General features: G+C 69.2%; 14 protein-coding genes. 6 read left to right on the forward strand and 8 right to left on the reverse strand.

The features are described 5' to 3' along the window. Positions 1 to 45 precede the first annotated feature (45 nt). On the forward strand, positions 46 to 921 hold the full coding sequence (gene hemF, locus VGE03_RS13990; RefSeq protein ID WP_331047086.1) for an oxygen-dependent coproporphyrinogen oxidase: 876 nt from the start codon (positions 46 to 48) through the stop codon (positions 919 to 921). On the opposite strand, the gene VGE03_RS13995 is transcribed toward hemF, so the two are convergent. After that, positions 922 to 3,426, reverse strand: a complete 2,505-nt coding sequence (locus VGE03_RS13995) for a hybrid sensor histidine kinase/response regulator (RefSeq protein WP_331047087.1) — start codon at positions 3,424 to 3,426, stop codon at positions 922 to 924. A 36-nt stretch (positions 3,427 to 3,462) separates the two neighbouring features. Continuing rightward, complete coding sequence (locus tag VGE03_RS14000) at positions 3,463 to 4,164, reverse strand: type 1 glutamine amidotransferase (protein WP_331047088.1); 702 nt, start codon at positions 4,162 to 4,164, stop codon at positions 3,463 to 3,465. A 119-nt stretch (positions 4,165 to 4,283) separates the two neighbouring features. Between VGE03_RS14000 and VGE03_RS14005 the strand changes: the two genes are divergently transcribed. Then, the gene (locus tag VGE03_RS14005) at positions 4,284 to 4,586 is read left to right on the forward strand and encodes an antibiotic biosynthesis monooxygenase family protein (protein ID WP_331047089.1); all 303 of its coding nucleotides are present in this window, start codon (positions 4,284 to 4,286) and stop codon (positions 4,584 to 4,586) included. Positions 4,587 to 4,590: 4 nt separating this feature from the next. Here the strand turns inward: VGE03_RS14005 and rlmJ are convergent, their stop codons facing one another. Further along, positions 4,591 to 5,409, reverse strand: coding sequence for a 23S rRNA (adenine(2030)-N(6))-methyltransferase RlmJ (rlmJ, locus tag VGE03_RS14010; protein ID WP_331047100.1), 819 nt, complete (start codon positions 5,407 to 5,409; stop codon positions 4,591 to 4,593). 182 nt (positions 5,410 to 5,591) lie between these two features. On the opposite strand from rlmJ, the gene VGE03_RS14015 reads away from it, so the two are divergent. Together VGE03_RS14015 and VGE03_RS14020 are read left to right on the forward strand one after the other, a co-directional pair. Then, a complete protein-coding gene (locus VGE03_RS14015) occupies positions 5,592 to 6,581 on the forward strand; it encodes a DNA topoisomerase IB (protein ID WP_331047090.1) in 990 nt (329 codons plus the stop codon). 74 nt (positions 6,582 to 6,655) lie between these two features. After that, entirely contained in the window at positions 6,656 to 7,051 is a 396-nt protein-coding gene (locus VGE03_RS14020; protein WP_331047091.1) for a hypothetical protein, read from the forward strand. On the opposite strand, the gene VGE03_RS14025 is transcribed toward VGE03_RS14020, so the two are convergent. The 5 genes from VGE03_RS14025 to ispH form a co-directional block, all read right to left on the reverse strand. Continuing rightward, positions 7,048 to 7,503 carry an opioid growth factor receptor-related protein gene (locus VGE03_RS14025; RefSeq protein WP_331047092.1) on the reverse strand — a complete coding sequence of 152 codons (456 nt, stop codon included), beginning with the start codon at positions 7,501 to 7,503 and terminating at the stop codon, positions 7,048 to 7,050. The two genes, VGE03_RS14020 and VGE03_RS14025, sit on opposite strands and share 4 nt — an antisense overlap. Continuing rightward, positions 7,504 to 8,544, reverse strand: coding sequence for an L-threonine 3-dehydrogenase (gene tdh, locus VGE03_RS14030; RefSeq protein WP_349256586.1), 1,041 nt, complete (start codon positions 8,542 to 8,544; stop codon positions 7,504 to 7,506). Positions 8,545 to 8,555: 11 nt separating this feature from the next. Further along, positions 8,556 to 9,746, reverse strand: a complete 1,191-nt coding sequence (locus tag VGE03_RS14035) for a glycine C-acetyltransferase (protein WP_331047094.1) — start codon at positions 9,744 to 9,746, stop codon at positions 8,556 to 8,558. Between the two features lie 40 nt (positions 9,747 to 9,786). Beyond that, positions 9,787 to 10,701, reverse strand: coding sequence for a DUF4232 domain-containing protein (locus VGE03_RS14040; RefSeq protein ID WP_331047095.1), 915 nt, complete (start codon positions 10,699 to 10,701; stop codon positions 9,787 to 9,789). 74 nt (positions 10,702 to 10,775) lie between these two features. Then, positions 10,776 to 11,747: a 4-hydroxy-3-methylbut-2-enyl diphosphate reductase gene (gene ispH / locus VGE03_RS14045; RefSeq protein ID WP_331047096.1), complete on the reverse strand. Its 972-nt coding sequence runs from the start codon at positions 11,745 to 11,747 to the stop codon at positions 10,776 to 10,778. A gap of 149 nt (positions 11,748 to 11,896) precedes the next feature. Here ispH and VGE03_RS14050 point away from each other — a divergent pair, with 149 nt between their 5' ends. Then, positions 11,897 to 12,589: a Tat pathway signal sequence domain protein gene (locus VGE03_RS14050; RefSeq protein ID WP_331047097.1), complete on the forward strand. Its 693-nt coding sequence runs from the start codon at positions 11,897 to 11,899 to the stop codon at positions 12,587 to 12,589. After that, positions 12,589 to 14,391, forward strand: a complete 1,803-nt coding sequence (gene argS / locus VGE03_RS14055) for an arginine--tRNA ligase (protein ID WP_331047098.1) — start codon at positions 12,589 to 12,591, stop codon at positions 14,389 to 14,391. Before VGE03_RS14050 ends, argS begins: the two co-directional genes overlap by 1 nt. The last annotated feature ends 176 nt before the right edge of the window (positions 14,392 to 14,567 follow it).

Genomic DNA, 14,567 nt, shown 5'->3' on the forward strand with positions numbered 1-14,567 from the left:
AACGGCGCCCTTTCGCGCGGGCCTGCGTCGTCATAGGAAGCCGCCATGACCGACGCCGCCGATCCCCTCGCGCAGAAGAAAGCCGCCGCCCGCCACTGGTTCGAGGCCCTGCGCGACCGCATCCACGCCGGGTTCGAGGCGCTGGAGGACGCGGCGCCCGCCGACCTGTTCCCCGGCGAGCCCGGCCGCTTCGTGCGCACCCCCTGGGAGCGCAAGGAAGGCGGCGGCGGCGTCATGGGGATGATGCACGGCCGTCTGTTCGAGAAGGTCGGGGTGCACGTCTCGACGGTGCACGGCAGCTTCCCGCCCGACTATGCGAAGTCGGTGCCCGGCGCGGCGGAAGACCCGCGCTTCTTCGCCACCGGCATCAGCCTGATCTGCCACCCCGTCAGCCCGCGCGTGCCGGCGGTGCATATGAACACCCGCTTCATCGCCACGACGAAGAGCTGGTTCGGCGGCGGCGGCGACCTGACGCCCGTGCTGGACATGGACCGTCATCAGGACGCGCCGGACACCGTCGCCTTCCACGCCGCGATGAAGGCAGCCTGCGACGCCCACGACCCGAGCTGGCACCCGAAGTTCAAGGCCTGGTGCGACGAGTATTTCTTCCTGCCGCATCGCAACGAGCCGCGCGGCACCGGCGGCATCTTCTATGACCATCACGACAGCGGCGACTGGGATCGCGACTTCGCCTTCACCCGCGATGTCGGCGAGGCCTTCCTGGACGTCTATTCGCGGATCGTCTCGGGCCGGATGACGGAAAGCTGGACGGCGGAGGAACGCGAGGAACAGCTGGTCCGGCGGGGCCGCTACGTCGAGTTCAACCTGCTGTACGACCGCGGCACCATGTTCGGCCTGAAGACCGGCGGGAACGTCGACTCGATCCTCAGCTCGATGCCGCCCGTGGTGAAGTGGCCCTGATCAGGCCGCCTCGGCCTGATCCTCGGCCTGCAGGGCGGCGCCGATGGCGTCGAACAGGCTGGCGAGGGTGACGGGCTTGGTCAGGTGGCCGTCGGCCCCGGCCTGACGGCCCGCCTCGACATGTTCCGCCATGGCGTTCGCCGTCAGCATGACGACCGGGGTGCGAACCCGCCCCTCCGCCGTCTCCAGATCACGGATGGCCCGGGTGGCGGTCAGGCCGTCCATCACGGGCATCTGCATGTCCATCAGCACCAGATCGAACCCGCCCTCGCGGAAGGCCTCAAGCGCCTGCTGACCGTCCTCGACCGCGATCATCTCCATCGCCGTGGCCGCCAGCATGATCTCGACCACCTTGCGATTGGCCGGATGATCGTCCGCCAGCAGGATCCGCAGCGGCGCGGCCGCCACGTCCACGGCGTCATTGCCGACGACGGGCTCCGCGGCGACAGGCGCGACGGCGGGCATGGGAATCTCGAACCAGAAGGCCGCGCCTTCGCCCGGCGCGCTTTCGCAGTCCAGCGCCCCGCCCATCAGATCGACGAGGGCGGTCGAAATGGCCAGACCCAGGCCGGTGCCGCCGAAGCGGCGGGTGATCGAGCCGTCGGCCTGCTGGAAGCGGATGAAGATGCGGCTCTTCTGCTCGGCGTCGAAGCCCACGCCGGTGTCGTTGACGCGGAACAGGATGCGGTCCTGCTCCGTCCGCTGGACCGACAGGGACACCGCCCCCTCCGCCGTGAACTTCAGGGCGTTGGACACGAGGTTGTTGAGGACCTGACGCAGTCGAACGGCGTCCCCCTCGACGAAGCCTGACAGGACCGGGTCGAAATCGACGTGCAGGGCCACGCCCTTGTCCTCTGCCTTGACCCGCCACAGGGCGGCGACGTCGCTGACCGCCTGCTCCAGATCGAAGGCGATCGGCTCGAGCGTGACCTGACCCGACTCGATCTTGGCGCTGTCCAGGATGTCCGAGAGCAACCGCTCCAGCGTCGCGCCGGACGAGCGGATCAGCTCGACCATCTCGTGTTCCTGCGGATCGAGATTCCGGCGAGCCAGCGAGTCGGCCATGGAGACCACGCCGTTCAGCGGCGTGCGGATCTCGTGGCTCATATTGGCGAGGAATTCCGACTTGGCCCGGTTGGCCTCCTCGGCGCGGCGGCGCGCCATACGCAGGTGTCCCGCCAGCCGCCACTGCCAGACCACCGCGCCGACCGCGCACAGCAGGAACAGCACGGCGATGATGGTGATGCCGAGCTGCAGGCTGGTGTTGGCCTTGGCGGTCTCCAGCTGGCGGCGCCGCTCGGTCAGTTGCTGCTGGATGTTCCCGGTGACCTGGTGGACACCGGCGCTGAAGCTGCGATTGGCGTCCGTCTCCTCGGTCTGCATGTGCGCGCGCAGCACGCGGAAGGCCTCTTCGGACCGCCCTTCGGCGAACAGGACCTCGGCCTCGACGTGGTCGATCTCGGACTGCTCGCCGATGCCTTCCTCGAGCGCCCGGAGCTTTTCCAGATCCCGCCGCGCGGCGGCGGTCCGGCCGGTGCGGGCGCGGGCGATCGCGCGCAGGGGCAGGGCGTCGCGCGCCAGGAAGGCCGCCTCGCCCAGATCCTCGCCGTAGGGCGCCAGACAGGCGAGCACGCCCTCGGGCCGCTGCCGGGCGTTGGCCACGGTGGCGCACAGGCTGGCGTCATAGATTTTCAGCGTCGGCAGGTCCGAGCGCCCGGACAGTCGGCTGTGGGCCGCGTAGTAGCGGGCCGCCAGGTCGGTCTCGCCGACCGAGACCGCCATCATGGTGAGGTTGTAGAGGCTGTCGAAGTCCGGACGCGGATAGGCCGGGTTGGAATAGTCGATCTCGAACTTCCGGAAGGCGTCCGCGGCCCCCTGAACGTCGTGGAGGTCCTTCAGGCCCATTCCGGCGACTTCCCAGATGCCGGCCCGGGCGGTGTTCGCAAACGGGTCCGCCTCGGGAATGTCCGCCTCGGCGCGCGCGAGGAGCTGCAGTCCCTCGCCGATACGGGCCTGATCGATCAGCCAGAGGGCGGTCAGACGGGCGGCATGGGCCCGCACGAACCAGTCGCGTCCGGAGACCGACATGCGTTGCATCTCTTCGGCGACGCGGACGTCGCCCTGATCGTAACGCACCGTCAGTTCGTTCAGATGCGCGATGTCGGCGTAGCGCTGATCCCCCTGCCGCCGCGCAGCCTCCGCGAGACGCCGGTTCCAGACCAGCGCGCGGTCGAACTCACCCTGGTTCAGGATGGTCCAGGTGACGTGATACAGGCGGTTCAACCCTTCGCGGTTCGGCCGCCGCAGGGCCTCCCGACCGAAGGCTTCAAGGGCGGCGAAACTGGTCGAGGCGGCGCGACGCTCGACAAAATCGGCCAGGCGAAGGCCGTCGTCGGCGCTCTGGGCGGCCGTGACCGACCGGGTCGGCTGCGCATATGCGGGCGCTGCCCCGCCAAGAAGGGCGGCGGTGGCGACAAACGGAAGCGCGAACCGGGACAGCGACATGCCCTGCCCTCATCGCATGCATTCATTGAATAAGGTTTACGCCGCGAAAAAGCCGCGAATCCATATGGCTACGCTTTCCCGATCATCCGGACCCCGCAGACTTTCCAGCGCCCGGTCGACCAGTTCCGGATCGATCCGCCCCCGCCGTCCGGCGGTCAGCTCACCCGCATAGGCCGGGGTGAACTCGGGATGGCCCTGAAAGCTGACGGCGTCATCGCCCCAAGCGAGACCGGCATGGGGCGTGAAATCGCTGCGCAGGGTGACGCGCGCGTCAGCCGGAACCTCCACCACCTGATCCTGGTGGGACACCGGGATCGAGACCGTCGAAGCGGCAGGTCGCATCCACGCCGGGGCGCCGACGACCTCATAGCGATGCAGGCCGACGCCCCAGCCCCGTTCCGACTTCTCGACGCGGCCGCCAAGGGCCTGGGCCATGGCCTGATGGCCGAAGCAGACGCCGACCAGACGGGTCCGCCCCCGCGCCGCGCGGATCCAGTCGAGCAGCGCGCCGATCCAGCTGTCGTCCTCGTAAACGCCCGCGGCGGAGCCGGTGATAATGGCGCCGTCGAAGGCGACGGAGTCGGGCCACTCGCCGTTCTGGACATCGAAGGTCGTCGTCTCGAAGCCGTCGCCCAGCAAGGTGGCGAACATGGCCGGATAGTCGCCGTGAACCTCGGCGAGAGCGGGCGGCGGGGCGCCGGTCTTGAGAATGGCGATACGGAGCGGGCGACTGTGCATAGCGCCCGATATGGCCTTCCACGCCGTCCCGGCAAGGCGTCCACGCTTCTGCGGGCGCTGGACGCTTTTCCGCTTCGGGTCATACAAAGCTGAAGCAAAACTGGGCTAGAGGGCGCGCCATGTCTGATGCCGAACCCGTCGTTTTGATCAACGTCTATCGCTGTGCGCCGGAGAAGCAGGCGCTGCTGATGGAGCATCTGGCCGTGATGGTCGCCGCCCAGCGCGGGACCGAGGGTTTCATCTCGGCCACCCTGCACCGCGGGCTGAACGGCAAGGTCGCAGCGGTCCACGCGGTCTGGCGCTCACGCGACCACTGGAAAGCGATGGCGCGTTCGCCCGAGGTGGTGAAGGCGATGGAGCCGATCATGGCCATCGCGACCTTCGAACCGCACCTCTACGAGGCGGGCGAAGTCATCGAATAGGGCCTCAGGCGGTCCAGACCTCGGCCTTGGCGCCCGCCTCGCCCAGCGTTCCCGCGACCCACTCGCACACCTGCCGCGCCGCGTCTTCAGCTCCGGCGGGTGGGTTCAGAATGACCATCGCGCAGCCGTTCATCTTCATCGGATTGGTCAGCGGGCGCAGCCGCGCCTCGGCGACCAGAACCCGCTTGGCGCCCGCCTCATCCAGACGCCTCAGGAACCCGTCGAACGTCTCCAGATCCTTCAGGGGGGTCCAGACCGCGACCATGGCGCGCGCGTCGGCCCGAACGATGGCGGCGGCCGTGTCGGCGGCGCGCAGGTAATCGTCCGGCCGCTCGAACGGCGGGTCGATCAGCACGAAGGCGCCCGGCGAACGCGCCGCCTCGGCCCGGGCCTGGTCATAGCCGTCGCCGCCCTTGGCTGAGGCCTGCGCAAAGGGCTCCAGCGCCTCGGTCAGCAGTTGCAGAACCGGCGGATTGAGCTCGAAGCCCAGATAGCGATCGTCGCGTCCGAGCCGACGGGCCACCAGCAGCGGCGAGCCCGGATAGAGGCGCGCGCCGCCCTGCGGGTTCAGTTCAGCCACCGCCCCGGCCAGCGCCTCGATCAGCGGGGGCCGGTTGTCGGCCGCCAGCAGCCGCGCGATCCCGGCCTCGGCCTCCTTGGAGCGGACGGCGTCGCCGGTCAGATCATAGACCCCGGCGCCCGCGTGGGTGTCGATCACGGTCACCGGTCCGACCGCGCGCCGGCGGTCGAGCAGCCAGAGCACGAGGGCGTGCTTGACCAGATCGGCGAAATTTCCGGCGTGGAAGCTGTGGCGGTAATTCATATCCATGCCCTCCCCTTCCGCGCCCGCGCGGTCAAGAGGAACCCGCCGTTCGCAGCCTCGTTGGAGTTCGCCATGAGCGAACACCCCCTCCTGCCCGACGCGCAAACCACCCCGCCACAAGCCGTGGCGGACGCGACGGAACAGGGGCAGGACCTGTGTCGGCCCCTGAATGAGGTCGGGGTGTGACGGACATCGAGGTTCCCGAAGGCCTGAGCTGGTGCAGCGACGAGAACCCCGGCCTGTCGCGGCGCCGGTCGGGGACCGGCTTCCGCTATCTGGACACGAACGGACAGCCGGTGCGGGACCCGAAAGTGCTGGACCGCATCCGTTCGCTGGCCATCCCGCCCGCCTGGACCGACGTCTGGATCTGCCCGCGCGCCACTGGCCATATCCAGGCCACCGGGCGGGACGCGAAGGGCCGCAAGCAGTATCGCTATCATCCCGACTGGAGCCGCCATGCGGCGGAGAGCAAGTTCGACCGGCTTCCGGCCTTCGCCCGCAAGCTGCCCAGGCTGCGCGAACGGGTAGAGGCTGATCTGGGCAAGCGGGGCGTCAGCCGCGACAAGGTGCTGGCCACCGCCGTTCGCCTGCTGGAACTGACCCTGATCCGGATCGGCAACGCCGAGTACGCCCGCCGGAACCGCTCCTACGGCCTGACCACCCTGCACAAGCGTCATCTGGAGGTGGGCGGGACCGCCCTCACCTTCGCCTTCCGGGGCAAGAGCGGGGTCGAGCATGAGGTCCGGGTCCGGGACCGGCGGCTGGCCGCCGTGGTCCGGTCGTTGCGCGAACTGCCCGGGCAGCAGTTGTTCAAATACCGGGATGCGGACGGGCGGCTGTGTCCGATCACCTCGGATGATGTGAACGCCTACATCCGCGAGGCGATGGGCGAGGCCTTCTCGGCCAAGGATTTCCGGACCTGGGCCGGGACGGTGTCCGCGGCGCGGGCGCTGCGCGAGGTGGAGCCGCCGGGCTCGCCGACCGAGGCGAAGCGCCGCGTCACCGTCTGCGTGAAGGCCGTGGCGGGTCTGCTGGGCAACACGCCGACGGTCTGTCGGTCGTCCTACGTCCACCCCCGGGTGTTCGAGATGTATGAGGCCGGTGAATTGGCCGCCCTGCCCGGTCCGGACGCGAAGGGCTTCGAGACGGCCCTGATCCGGTCCCTGACCTGACCACGATGTAACTTGCCCCGGCGACGGAACGACGGTTTACGAGCGGCCCGTTAGTCGTCGGAGGGACCCAACCAATGTCCGCTGTATTCCTGCGTATGAGCGTGCTGTTCGTCGTGCTGGGCGTTTTGCTCGGCTACTGGATGGGCATGACGCACAACTTCATCGTTTCGCCCGTGCACGCGCACATCAACCTGCTCGGCTGGGTGTCGATGTTCCTGTACGGCCTGTTCTATCGCGCCTTCCCGGGCGCGGCCGGGGGCCTGCTGCCCAAGGCCCATCTGGCGCTGGCCGCGATCGGCCTGCCGCTGATGATGATCGGCCTGACCATCCAGTTGCTTCAGATCGAGGCGCTTATGGCCTTCGTGCCCGCCCTGATGATCAGCGGCCCGACGCTGGTCGTGCTGGGCATGGTGGTGTTCGCGGTGATCGTGTTCCGGGCCACCGCCGGCAAGACCGCGGCGACCGCCTAGGCCGTTTCCCAGTAGCCGCGGCTGCGGGCGCTGACCGGCGCTCCGGTCGCGGTCACCCGGCCCAGAATGCCCGCCCGGAAGGCCTCCGCCTCACCCTCGCCGCGCAGCCGCCGCAGGGCCCGGATGATCCGCGTGATGCGAAGATGGTTGTGATCCTCCGGCTTCAGCCAGTGATCGTGCCGTCCGTAGAAGGCCGCCATGCGATCGGTCGCAGCGGCCAGGGTGCACTGGGCCATCACGGAATCGAAGATCGCGGTCGCTTCCGCCTCGCTCAGCACCGGCGATCCCGGCACGGCGGCCGACGGCTCGGTCAGCGGGAAAAGCCACTGGATGTAGTCGTGGGTGTGCTCCAGCGTCGCGTCATCGAAGCCCAGCACCTCGAAGATGGTGCGCCCGTGCGCGTCGGGGCCCTCGCCCTCAAGGAAGGCGAGGACCGGGAACGGAGCGCTCACTCAGGCCGCCTTGTCCCAGCTCAGGACCACCTTACCCGACTGGCCGGAACGCATGGCCTCGAAGCCCTCGCGGTAGTTCTCGTAGGACATCTGGTGGGTGATCAGCGGCTGCAGGTCGAGACCGGCCTTCAGCAGGCCCAGCATCTTGCGCCAGGTGGTGAACATCTCGCGCCCGTAGACGCCCTTGATGGTCAGGGCCTTGAGGATGATCTGGCCCCAGTCCGTCTCCATCGGCTTTGACGGAATGCCCAGCAGGGCCATGCCGCCGCCCATGATCAGGGTGTCGACGCACTGCTTGAAGGCGATGGGCGAGCCGGACATCTCCAGCGCCACGTCGAAGCCGACCTTCAGGCCCAGCTCGTGCATGACGTCGCGCAGGTCTTCCTTGGTGGTGTTCACCGTGCGCACGCCCGGGGCGACCTTCTGGGCCAGCTCGAGGCGGAAGTCGTTGATGTCGGTCAGGACGACGGTGCGGGCGCCGGCGTGGCGCGCGACGGCGGCGGCCATCATGCCGATGGGGCCGGCGCCGGTGACGATGACGTCTTCGCCCAGCAGGTCGAACTGTTGCGCGGTGTGCACGGCGTTGCCGAACGGATCGAGGATCGAACCGATCTCATACGGCACGTCGTCCGGCAGCTCGATCACGTTGAAGGCCGGGGCCACGACGTATTCGGCGAAGGCGCCCTGACGGTTCACGCCGATGCCGCGGGTGTCCGGGTCGAGGTGGAAGTGACCGGCGCGGGCCGCTTCCGAGTTCAGGTCGATGACGTGGCCCTCGGCAGAGACGCGCTGGCCGACCTTGAGGCGGCGATCCACGTCCTTGCCGATGGCGACGATCTCGCCGGCGAACTCGTGGCCGGTGATCATCGGGACCGGCACGTTCTTCTGGGACCACTCGTCCCAGTTCCAGATGTGGATGTCGGTGCCGCAGACGGCGGTGCGCTTGACCTTGATCAGCACATCCTCGTCGCCCGGCGTCGGGATCGGCGCATCGATCAGCTCGAGGCCGACCTCGGGCTTCGTCTTGGCCAGGGCCTTCATCATGTCGGTCATCAGATCACTCCCAGTTCCTTGCCGGCCGTCGTGAACGCCGCGACCGCTTGATCAATCTGTTCGAAGGTGTGCGCCGCCGACATCTGCGTGCGGATGCGGGCCTGGCCGCGCGGCACCACCGGGAAGCTGAAGCCGATGACGTAGACGCCCAGCTCCAGCAGGCGGGCGGCCATGTCCTGGGCCAGCTTGGCGTCGCCCAGCATGACCGGAATGATCGGGTGCTCGCCCGGCTGCAGGGTGAAGCCGGCTTCGGTCATCGCCTTGCGATAGCGGGCGGCGTTGGCGAACAGCTGGGTGCGCAGGGCGTCGCCCTCTTCACCGGCGGCGATGCGGATGGCTTCCAGCGACGAGCCGCAGACGGCGGGCGAAAGCGCGTTGGAGAAGAGGTAGGGCCGGGCGCGCTGCTTCAGCAGGGCCACGACGTTCGACTTCGCACAGATGAAGCCGCCCATGGCTCCGCCCAGCGCCTTGCCGAAGGTGCCGGTGACGAAATCGACCTCGACGTCGTTCCAGGCGAACGAGCCGCGCCCTTGCGGGCCGAGGAAGCCGGTGGCGTGGCAGTCATCGACCATGATCAGGGCGTTGTACCGGTCCGCCAGCGCCCGGATGTCCTTCAGCTTGGCGATATATCCGTCCATCGAGAAGGCGCCGTCGGTGGCGATGATGATCTCTTTCGCGCCGTCGGCCCGGGCCTGCTTCAGCTGGGCCTCCAGGTCGGCCATGTCCGAGGTGGCGAAGCGATAGCGCTTGGCCTTGCACAGGCGCACGCCGTCGATGATCGAGGCGTGGTTCAGGCTGTCGGAGATGATGGCGTCGTCGGCGCCGAACAGGGGCTCGAAGATGCCGCCGTTGGCGTCGAAGGCCGCGGCGAACAGGATGGTGTCCTCAAAGCCGAGGTAGTCGGCGATGGCCCGTTCCAGTTCCTTGTGGATTTCCAGCGTGCCGCAGATGAAGCGGACCGAGGCCGTGCCCGCCCCCCACTTCTCCTGCGCGCGGATGCCCGCCTGGGTCACCCGCTCGTCGCCGGCGAGGCCCAGGTAGTTGTTGGCGCAGAAATTGAGGACGTCGCGGCCGCCCACCGTGATGACCGGCCCCTGTCGGGAAGCGATCACCCGTTCGGGCTTGGTCAGCCCCTGGGCCTCGATGTCGGCGAGTTCCGCCGTGATGCGGTCATAGAAGGTCGCGGTCATGTGCGCTCCGCTACGCCGAATCCGCGCAGGATTGAACCCCCTAAACGGTGGGTTCCGGTGCGGGCGTTCCAGCGGGGACCAGCGGGCGGATCGGACTGACCCGGACACGACCGCCGCACGGCGCGAACGCGAGGTTGAGGGACGCCGCCGAGGTGTCGCCGGGCGCGGTGACCCGGATGCGCGCGACGTTCGGACAGGACGTCTGGCCCTGCGCCTCGTTGGGCACCACGCTCCACGCCAGCTCGAAGGCCGCTTTCGACTGCGGGGCCAGGGTGACCGGCGTCGGGGCCTGTCCGGCGGTGAAGTAGCTGCCGGGGCTCTGCTCGCTGTTGATGGCGGTCAGGTTGCGGCCCTGACGATCCTGCAGAACGACGCCCGGGTAGCCGGTCAGGCTGCAGGCCGTGCTGCTGATGTTCTGGATGCCGATATTGGTGACGCGATTGCCCGCCCCGGCGTCGCCGCCCTCGGTGGACAGCTTCAGTTGCGGCCCCCGGCAGGGCGCGGCGGCGGGCAGGACGCCGCCCGGTGCGGGCTGCGGCGTGGGGACCGGACCGGGCGCCACCGGACCGGACGACGGACGGGAGCAACGCTCCAGCACGGCGGTCCCGACTTCCTCATTGGGCCCCAGTCGGCTGAGGGTGGCGCTTTCGACCCCGTCGCGGTTGGCGGTCCACCACTCGATGCCCGAGCCGATGTAACGGGCGCCCGAGGCGGCCTGCACGGTCCGCAGGACATAGGTCTGCCCCTTGTAGGCCAGCTGGGCGGTCGAGGTGTCCGGGTAGACGACGTTGACGGGCTGGCCGCTCTCGCAGGCGTAGGAAACGGGCGGGGTCGACGGCGCGGCCGGCTGGGCCGGTCCCGCGACGGGCGCGGGCGGCGCCTCGCCCTCCTGCGTACAGCCCGTCACGGTCAGGGCCAGAATGGAAACGACGGAGCAGGCGGCAGTCAGACGCATGAGGGTCCCTTTCCCGGTCGCAGCGTTAACGCCAACGAACGGCAAAGGCTCCGCTTGCGCAAGCGGCGGGCGGCTCAGGTCGTCAGGACGCGCGGCAGCTTGAAGGTGACGGTCTCGCGTTCGCCGTCGTCCTCGCCGACATCGGCGTCGAAGCGGTCGCGGACCGCCTGAACCAGTTCCTCGATGAGTTGCTCAGGCGCCGAGGCGCCGGCGGTGATGCCCAGGGTCGAGACCCCGTCCAGCCAGCTCCAGTCGACATGACCGGCGTCGTCCACCAGACGGGCGTCCTTCGCCCCGGCCTTGATGGCCACCTCGACCAGGCGGGCCGAGTTGGACGAGTTCTTCGACCCCACCACCAGCACCAGATCGCAACCCGACCCGAGCCGCTTCACCGCTTCCTGACGGTTGGTGGTCGCGTAGCAGATGTCTTCCTTGTGCGGGTCCGGAAGCTCCGGGAAGCGCCGCTTCAGGGCCGCCAGGATGTCAGCGGTGTCGTCGACCGACAGGGTGGTCTGGGTCGCATAGGCCAGCGGGGCGTCGCCCGGACGCTGGAAGGTCTCGGCGTCCTCAACCGTCTCGACCAGCGAGATCGCTCCGGCGGGAAGCTGCCCCATGGTGCCGATCACCTCGGGGTGCCCGGCGTGGCCGATCAGGATGACGTGGCGACCCGCGTTGAAGTGGCGCTCGGCCTCGACGTGGACCTTGGACACCAGCGGGCAGGTGGCGTCGATGTACAGCATCTCGCGCGAGCGGGCGGTCTCGGGCACAGACTTGGGCACGCCGTGGGCCGAAAAGACGACCGGTCGGTCGTCGGGGCAGTCGTCCAGTTCCTTGACGAAGACCGCGCCCATGCTGCGCAGCCGCTCGACGACGTGGCGATTGTGAACGATCTCGTGCCGCACATAGACGGGCGCGCCGTACTTCTCGATCGCCCGCTCGACGATCTGGATGGCGCGATCCACGCCCGCGCAAAAGCCACGGGGAGTCGCCAGACGGACGGTCAGGGGACGCTTTTCGGCCGGTCGGATCGGCTGGTGCACGGTCATGGGCCGGAACCTAGTCGCTCGGATCGATCCCCGCCACCGCCCTTTCCTCGCGCGCGGGTTTGCCGCGCCTCTGTTTAGCCGCTATCAGCGGCAAGCGTGCGGACGGCGTCGGGCTGTCGCCGCCTCCTCGTGATCTGGAAGAGCATTTGATGCGTCGCGTCCTGAAGGTTTCCCTGGCCTCGGCTCTTGTCGCCGCCACCCTCTCGGCCGTCGCGCCGGTCGCCGTCGCGCAGACGACGCGCCCCGGCGGCTCGCCGCAAGGCCGGACCCAGGACCGTCCGGAAGCCGGTGAACAACAGACGGGCGCCCGCCGTGCGCGCATCGCGCCGCTGCAGCGCCGTTCGGCCGCCGGCCCCTGCCCCTATGTGAAGATCCTCTACGACGCCGCCCGCTACGTCGAGCTGAGCGGTGACCGGGTCACCGCCGCCAACGTCGGCTTCACCGGCGAGATCGAGGGCCTGGTCGCCGACTGCGCCTATGACAGCGACTCGCCGATCACCGTGCAGACCCGCGTGCTGTTCAACCTGGGCCGCGGACCGCAGGCCGAGGGCAATGGCCGCAACTACCGCTACTGGATCGCCGTCACCGAGCGGAACTCCGCCGTGCTGGAGAAGGTCTATTTCGACCTGCCGGTGACCTTCGAGGGTGACGCGACCACCGCGACCGTGACCCAGGACAACACCATCGTCATCCCGCGCGCCTCGGCGACGACCAGCGGCGACCACTTCGAGATTCTGGTCGGCTTCGACGTCACCCCGCAGATGGCCGAGTTCAACCGCTCGGGCAGCCGCTTCCGCGTGAACGCGGGCGCCGCCCCCGCCGCCCAGCCCCCGGCCCAGTAATGACCGATCTCAAGACGGAACTGGGCGAAGCGGTCGGGGCCGCCTTCGCCGCCGAAGGCGTGGACGCGGCGCTGGCGCGCGTGACCCCCTCCGACCGACCCGACCTGGCCGACTTCCAGTCGAACGGCGCCCTCGCCGCCGCCAAGGCGCTGAAAGCCAATCCGCGCGAGCTGGCCGGCAAGGTCGCGGCGCGGCTGGAAGGCGACCCGCGCCTGGCCTCGGTCGAGGTCGCCGGTCCGGGCTTCATCAATCTGAAGATCGCCGACGCCGCGCTGGCCAAGCGCGCGACCGAGGTCGCCGCCGACGCCGTTCACGCGGGCGCCGCCGTCGTGGCGGACCCGCGCAAGGTGGTGATCGACTTTGCCGGGCCGAACGTGGCCAAGCCGATGCACGTCGGCCACCTGCGCTCGTCCATCATCGGCGAGAGCCTGAAGCGCCTGTACCGCTTCCGCGGCGATCAGGTCTGGGGCGACGCCCACTTCGGCGACTGGGGCTTCCAGATGGGCCTGCTCATCGTCGCGCTTGGCGACGAGGGCGGCGCGGAAGCCTTCATGGCCGACGGCGACGGTCCATTCCCGGCCGAAAGCCCCGTCTCGCTGGAAGATCTGGAGCGCCTGTATCCGCAGGCCGCCGCCAAGGCGAAGGAAGATCCGGCCTTCCGCGACCGCGCCCGCAAGGCGACGGCCGAACTGCAGAACGGCCGCGCGGGCTACCGCGCCCTGTGGTCGCATTTCGTGGCCGTCAGCCGCACCGCGCTGGAGCGTGAGTTCGGGGCGCTGGGCGTGACCTTCGACCTGTGGAACGGCGAATCCGACGCCGACCCGCTGATCCCCGGCATGGTCGAGGAGCTGAAGGCCAAGGGCCTGCTGGTCGAGGACGCCGGCGCCCAGGTGGTGCACGTCGCCCGTCCCGGCGAGACCCGCAAGAAGAAGCTGGACGACGGCTCGGTCGTCGAGGTCCCCAGCCCGCCGCCGCTGCTGGTGGTCTCGTCGGAAGGCTCGGCCATGTACGGCACGACCGATCTGGCCACGATCAAGCAACGCCGCCGCGACCAGGACTTCGATCTGGTCCTGTACGTCGTCGACGAGCGCCAGGCCGAGCATTTCGAACAGGTGTTCCGCGGCGCCATGCTGGCGGGCTACGCCACCGAGGGGCAGCTGAACCACCTCGGGTTCGGCACCATGAACGGTCCGGACGGCAAGCCCTTCAAGACCCGCGCGGGCGGCGTCCTGAAGCTGCATGACCTGATCAGCATGGCCACGGACAAGGCGCGCGAGCGCCTGAAGGAAGCCAAGCTGGGAGACGACCTGCCCGCGGACGAGTTCGAGGACATCGCGCGCAAGGTCGCCATCGCGGCCCTGAAGTTCGCCGACCTGTCGAACGCCCGGACCACCAGCTACGTCTTCGACCTCGACCGCTTCATGAGCTTCGAGGGCAAGACCGGCCCCTATCTGCTGTATCAGGCCGTCCGCATCCGCTCGCTGCTGCGCAAGGCCGCCGAGCAGGGCCTCGCGCCCGGCGCCATCGTCATCGGCGAACCGGCGGAGCGTGACCTGGCCCTGACGCTGGACGCCTTCTCGCAGGCGGCGGCCGAGGCCTACGACAAGCGCATGCCGCATGTGATCGCCGAGCACGCCTACCGGCTGGCCCAGTCGTTCTCGAAATTCTACGCCGCCTGCCCGGTGCTGGCCGCGCCGGACGAGGCGACGCGCGGTTCGCGCCTGACCCTGTCGAAGGCGGTGCTGGACCAGCTGGAGCGGGCGCTCGACCTGCTGGGCATCGACACGCCGGAGCGGATGTAGGCGTCGTCAGATCCAGCCGAGGGCGAGACCGAGGTAGGTGGTCAGGTTGCCGGCGCCGTGCAGGGCGAAGCCCGGCAGGATGGAGCCGCCGGCCCGGCGCTCGTTGAGCCAGCCGGAGACCAGGGCGAGGGCGGTGACGAAGCCGATCATCAGCAGGACGGTCTGGCGCGGGGCGT

It is taken from the genome of Brevundimonas sp., from assembly GCF_036400995.1.
GTDB lineage: Bacteria > Pseudomonadota > Alphaproteobacteria > Caulobacterales > Caulobacteraceae > Brevundimonas.

What these genes read in the sequence shown, in the direction of transcription:
- rlmJ (WP_331047100.1), bottom strand. Translation starts at nt 5,409, where the DNA reads ATGAATTACCGCCACAGCTTCCACGCCGGAAATTTCGCCGATCTGGTC.
- VGE03_RS14040 (WP_331047095.1), bottom strand. Translation starts at nt 10,701, where the DNA reads ATGCGTCTGACTGCCGCCTGCTCCGTCGTTTCCATTCTGGCCCTGACC.
- hemF (WP_331047086.1), top strand. Translation starts at nt 46, where the DNA reads ATGACCGACGCCGCCGATCCCCTCGCGCAGAAGAAAGCCGCCGCCCGC.
- VGE03_RS14005 (WP_331047089.1), top strand. Translation starts at nt 4,284, where the DNA reads ATGTCTGATGCCGAACCCGTCGTTTTGATCAACGTCTATCGCTGTGCG.
- VGE03_RS14035 (WP_331047094.1), bottom strand. Translation starts at nt 9,746, where the DNA reads ATGACCGCGACCTTCTATGACCGCATCACGGCGGAACTCGCCGACATC.
- VGE03_RS14020 (WP_331047091.1), top strand. Translation starts at nt 6,656, where the DNA reads ATGTCCGCTGTATTCCTGCGTATGAGCGTGCTGTTCGTCGTGCTGGGC.
- VGE03_RS14050 (WP_331047097.1), top strand. Translation starts at nt 11,897, where the DNA reads ATGCGTCGCGTCCTGAAGGTTTCCCTGGCCTCGGCTCTTGTCGCCGCC.
- VGE03_RS14000 (WP_331047088.1), bottom strand. Translation starts at nt 4,164, where the DNA reads ATGCACAGTCGCCCGCTCCGTATCGCCATTCTCAAGACCGGCGCCCCG.
- argS (WP_331047098.1), top strand. Translation starts at nt 12,589, where the DNA reads ATGACCGATCTCAAGACGGAACTGGGCGAAGCGGTCGGGGCCGCCTTC.
- ispH (WP_331047096.1), bottom strand. Translation starts at nt 11,747, where the DNA reads ATGACCGTGCACCAGCCGATCCGACCGGCCGAAAAGCGTCCCCTGACC.
- VGE03_RS13995 (WP_331047087.1), bottom strand. Translation starts at nt 3,426, where the DNA reads ATGTCGCTGTCCCGGTTCGCGCTTCCGTTTGTCGCCACCGCCGCCCTT.
- tdh (WP_349256586.1), bottom strand. Translation starts at nt 8,544, where the DNA reads ATGAAGGCCCTGGCCAAGACGAAGCCCGAGGTCGGCCTCGAGCTGATC.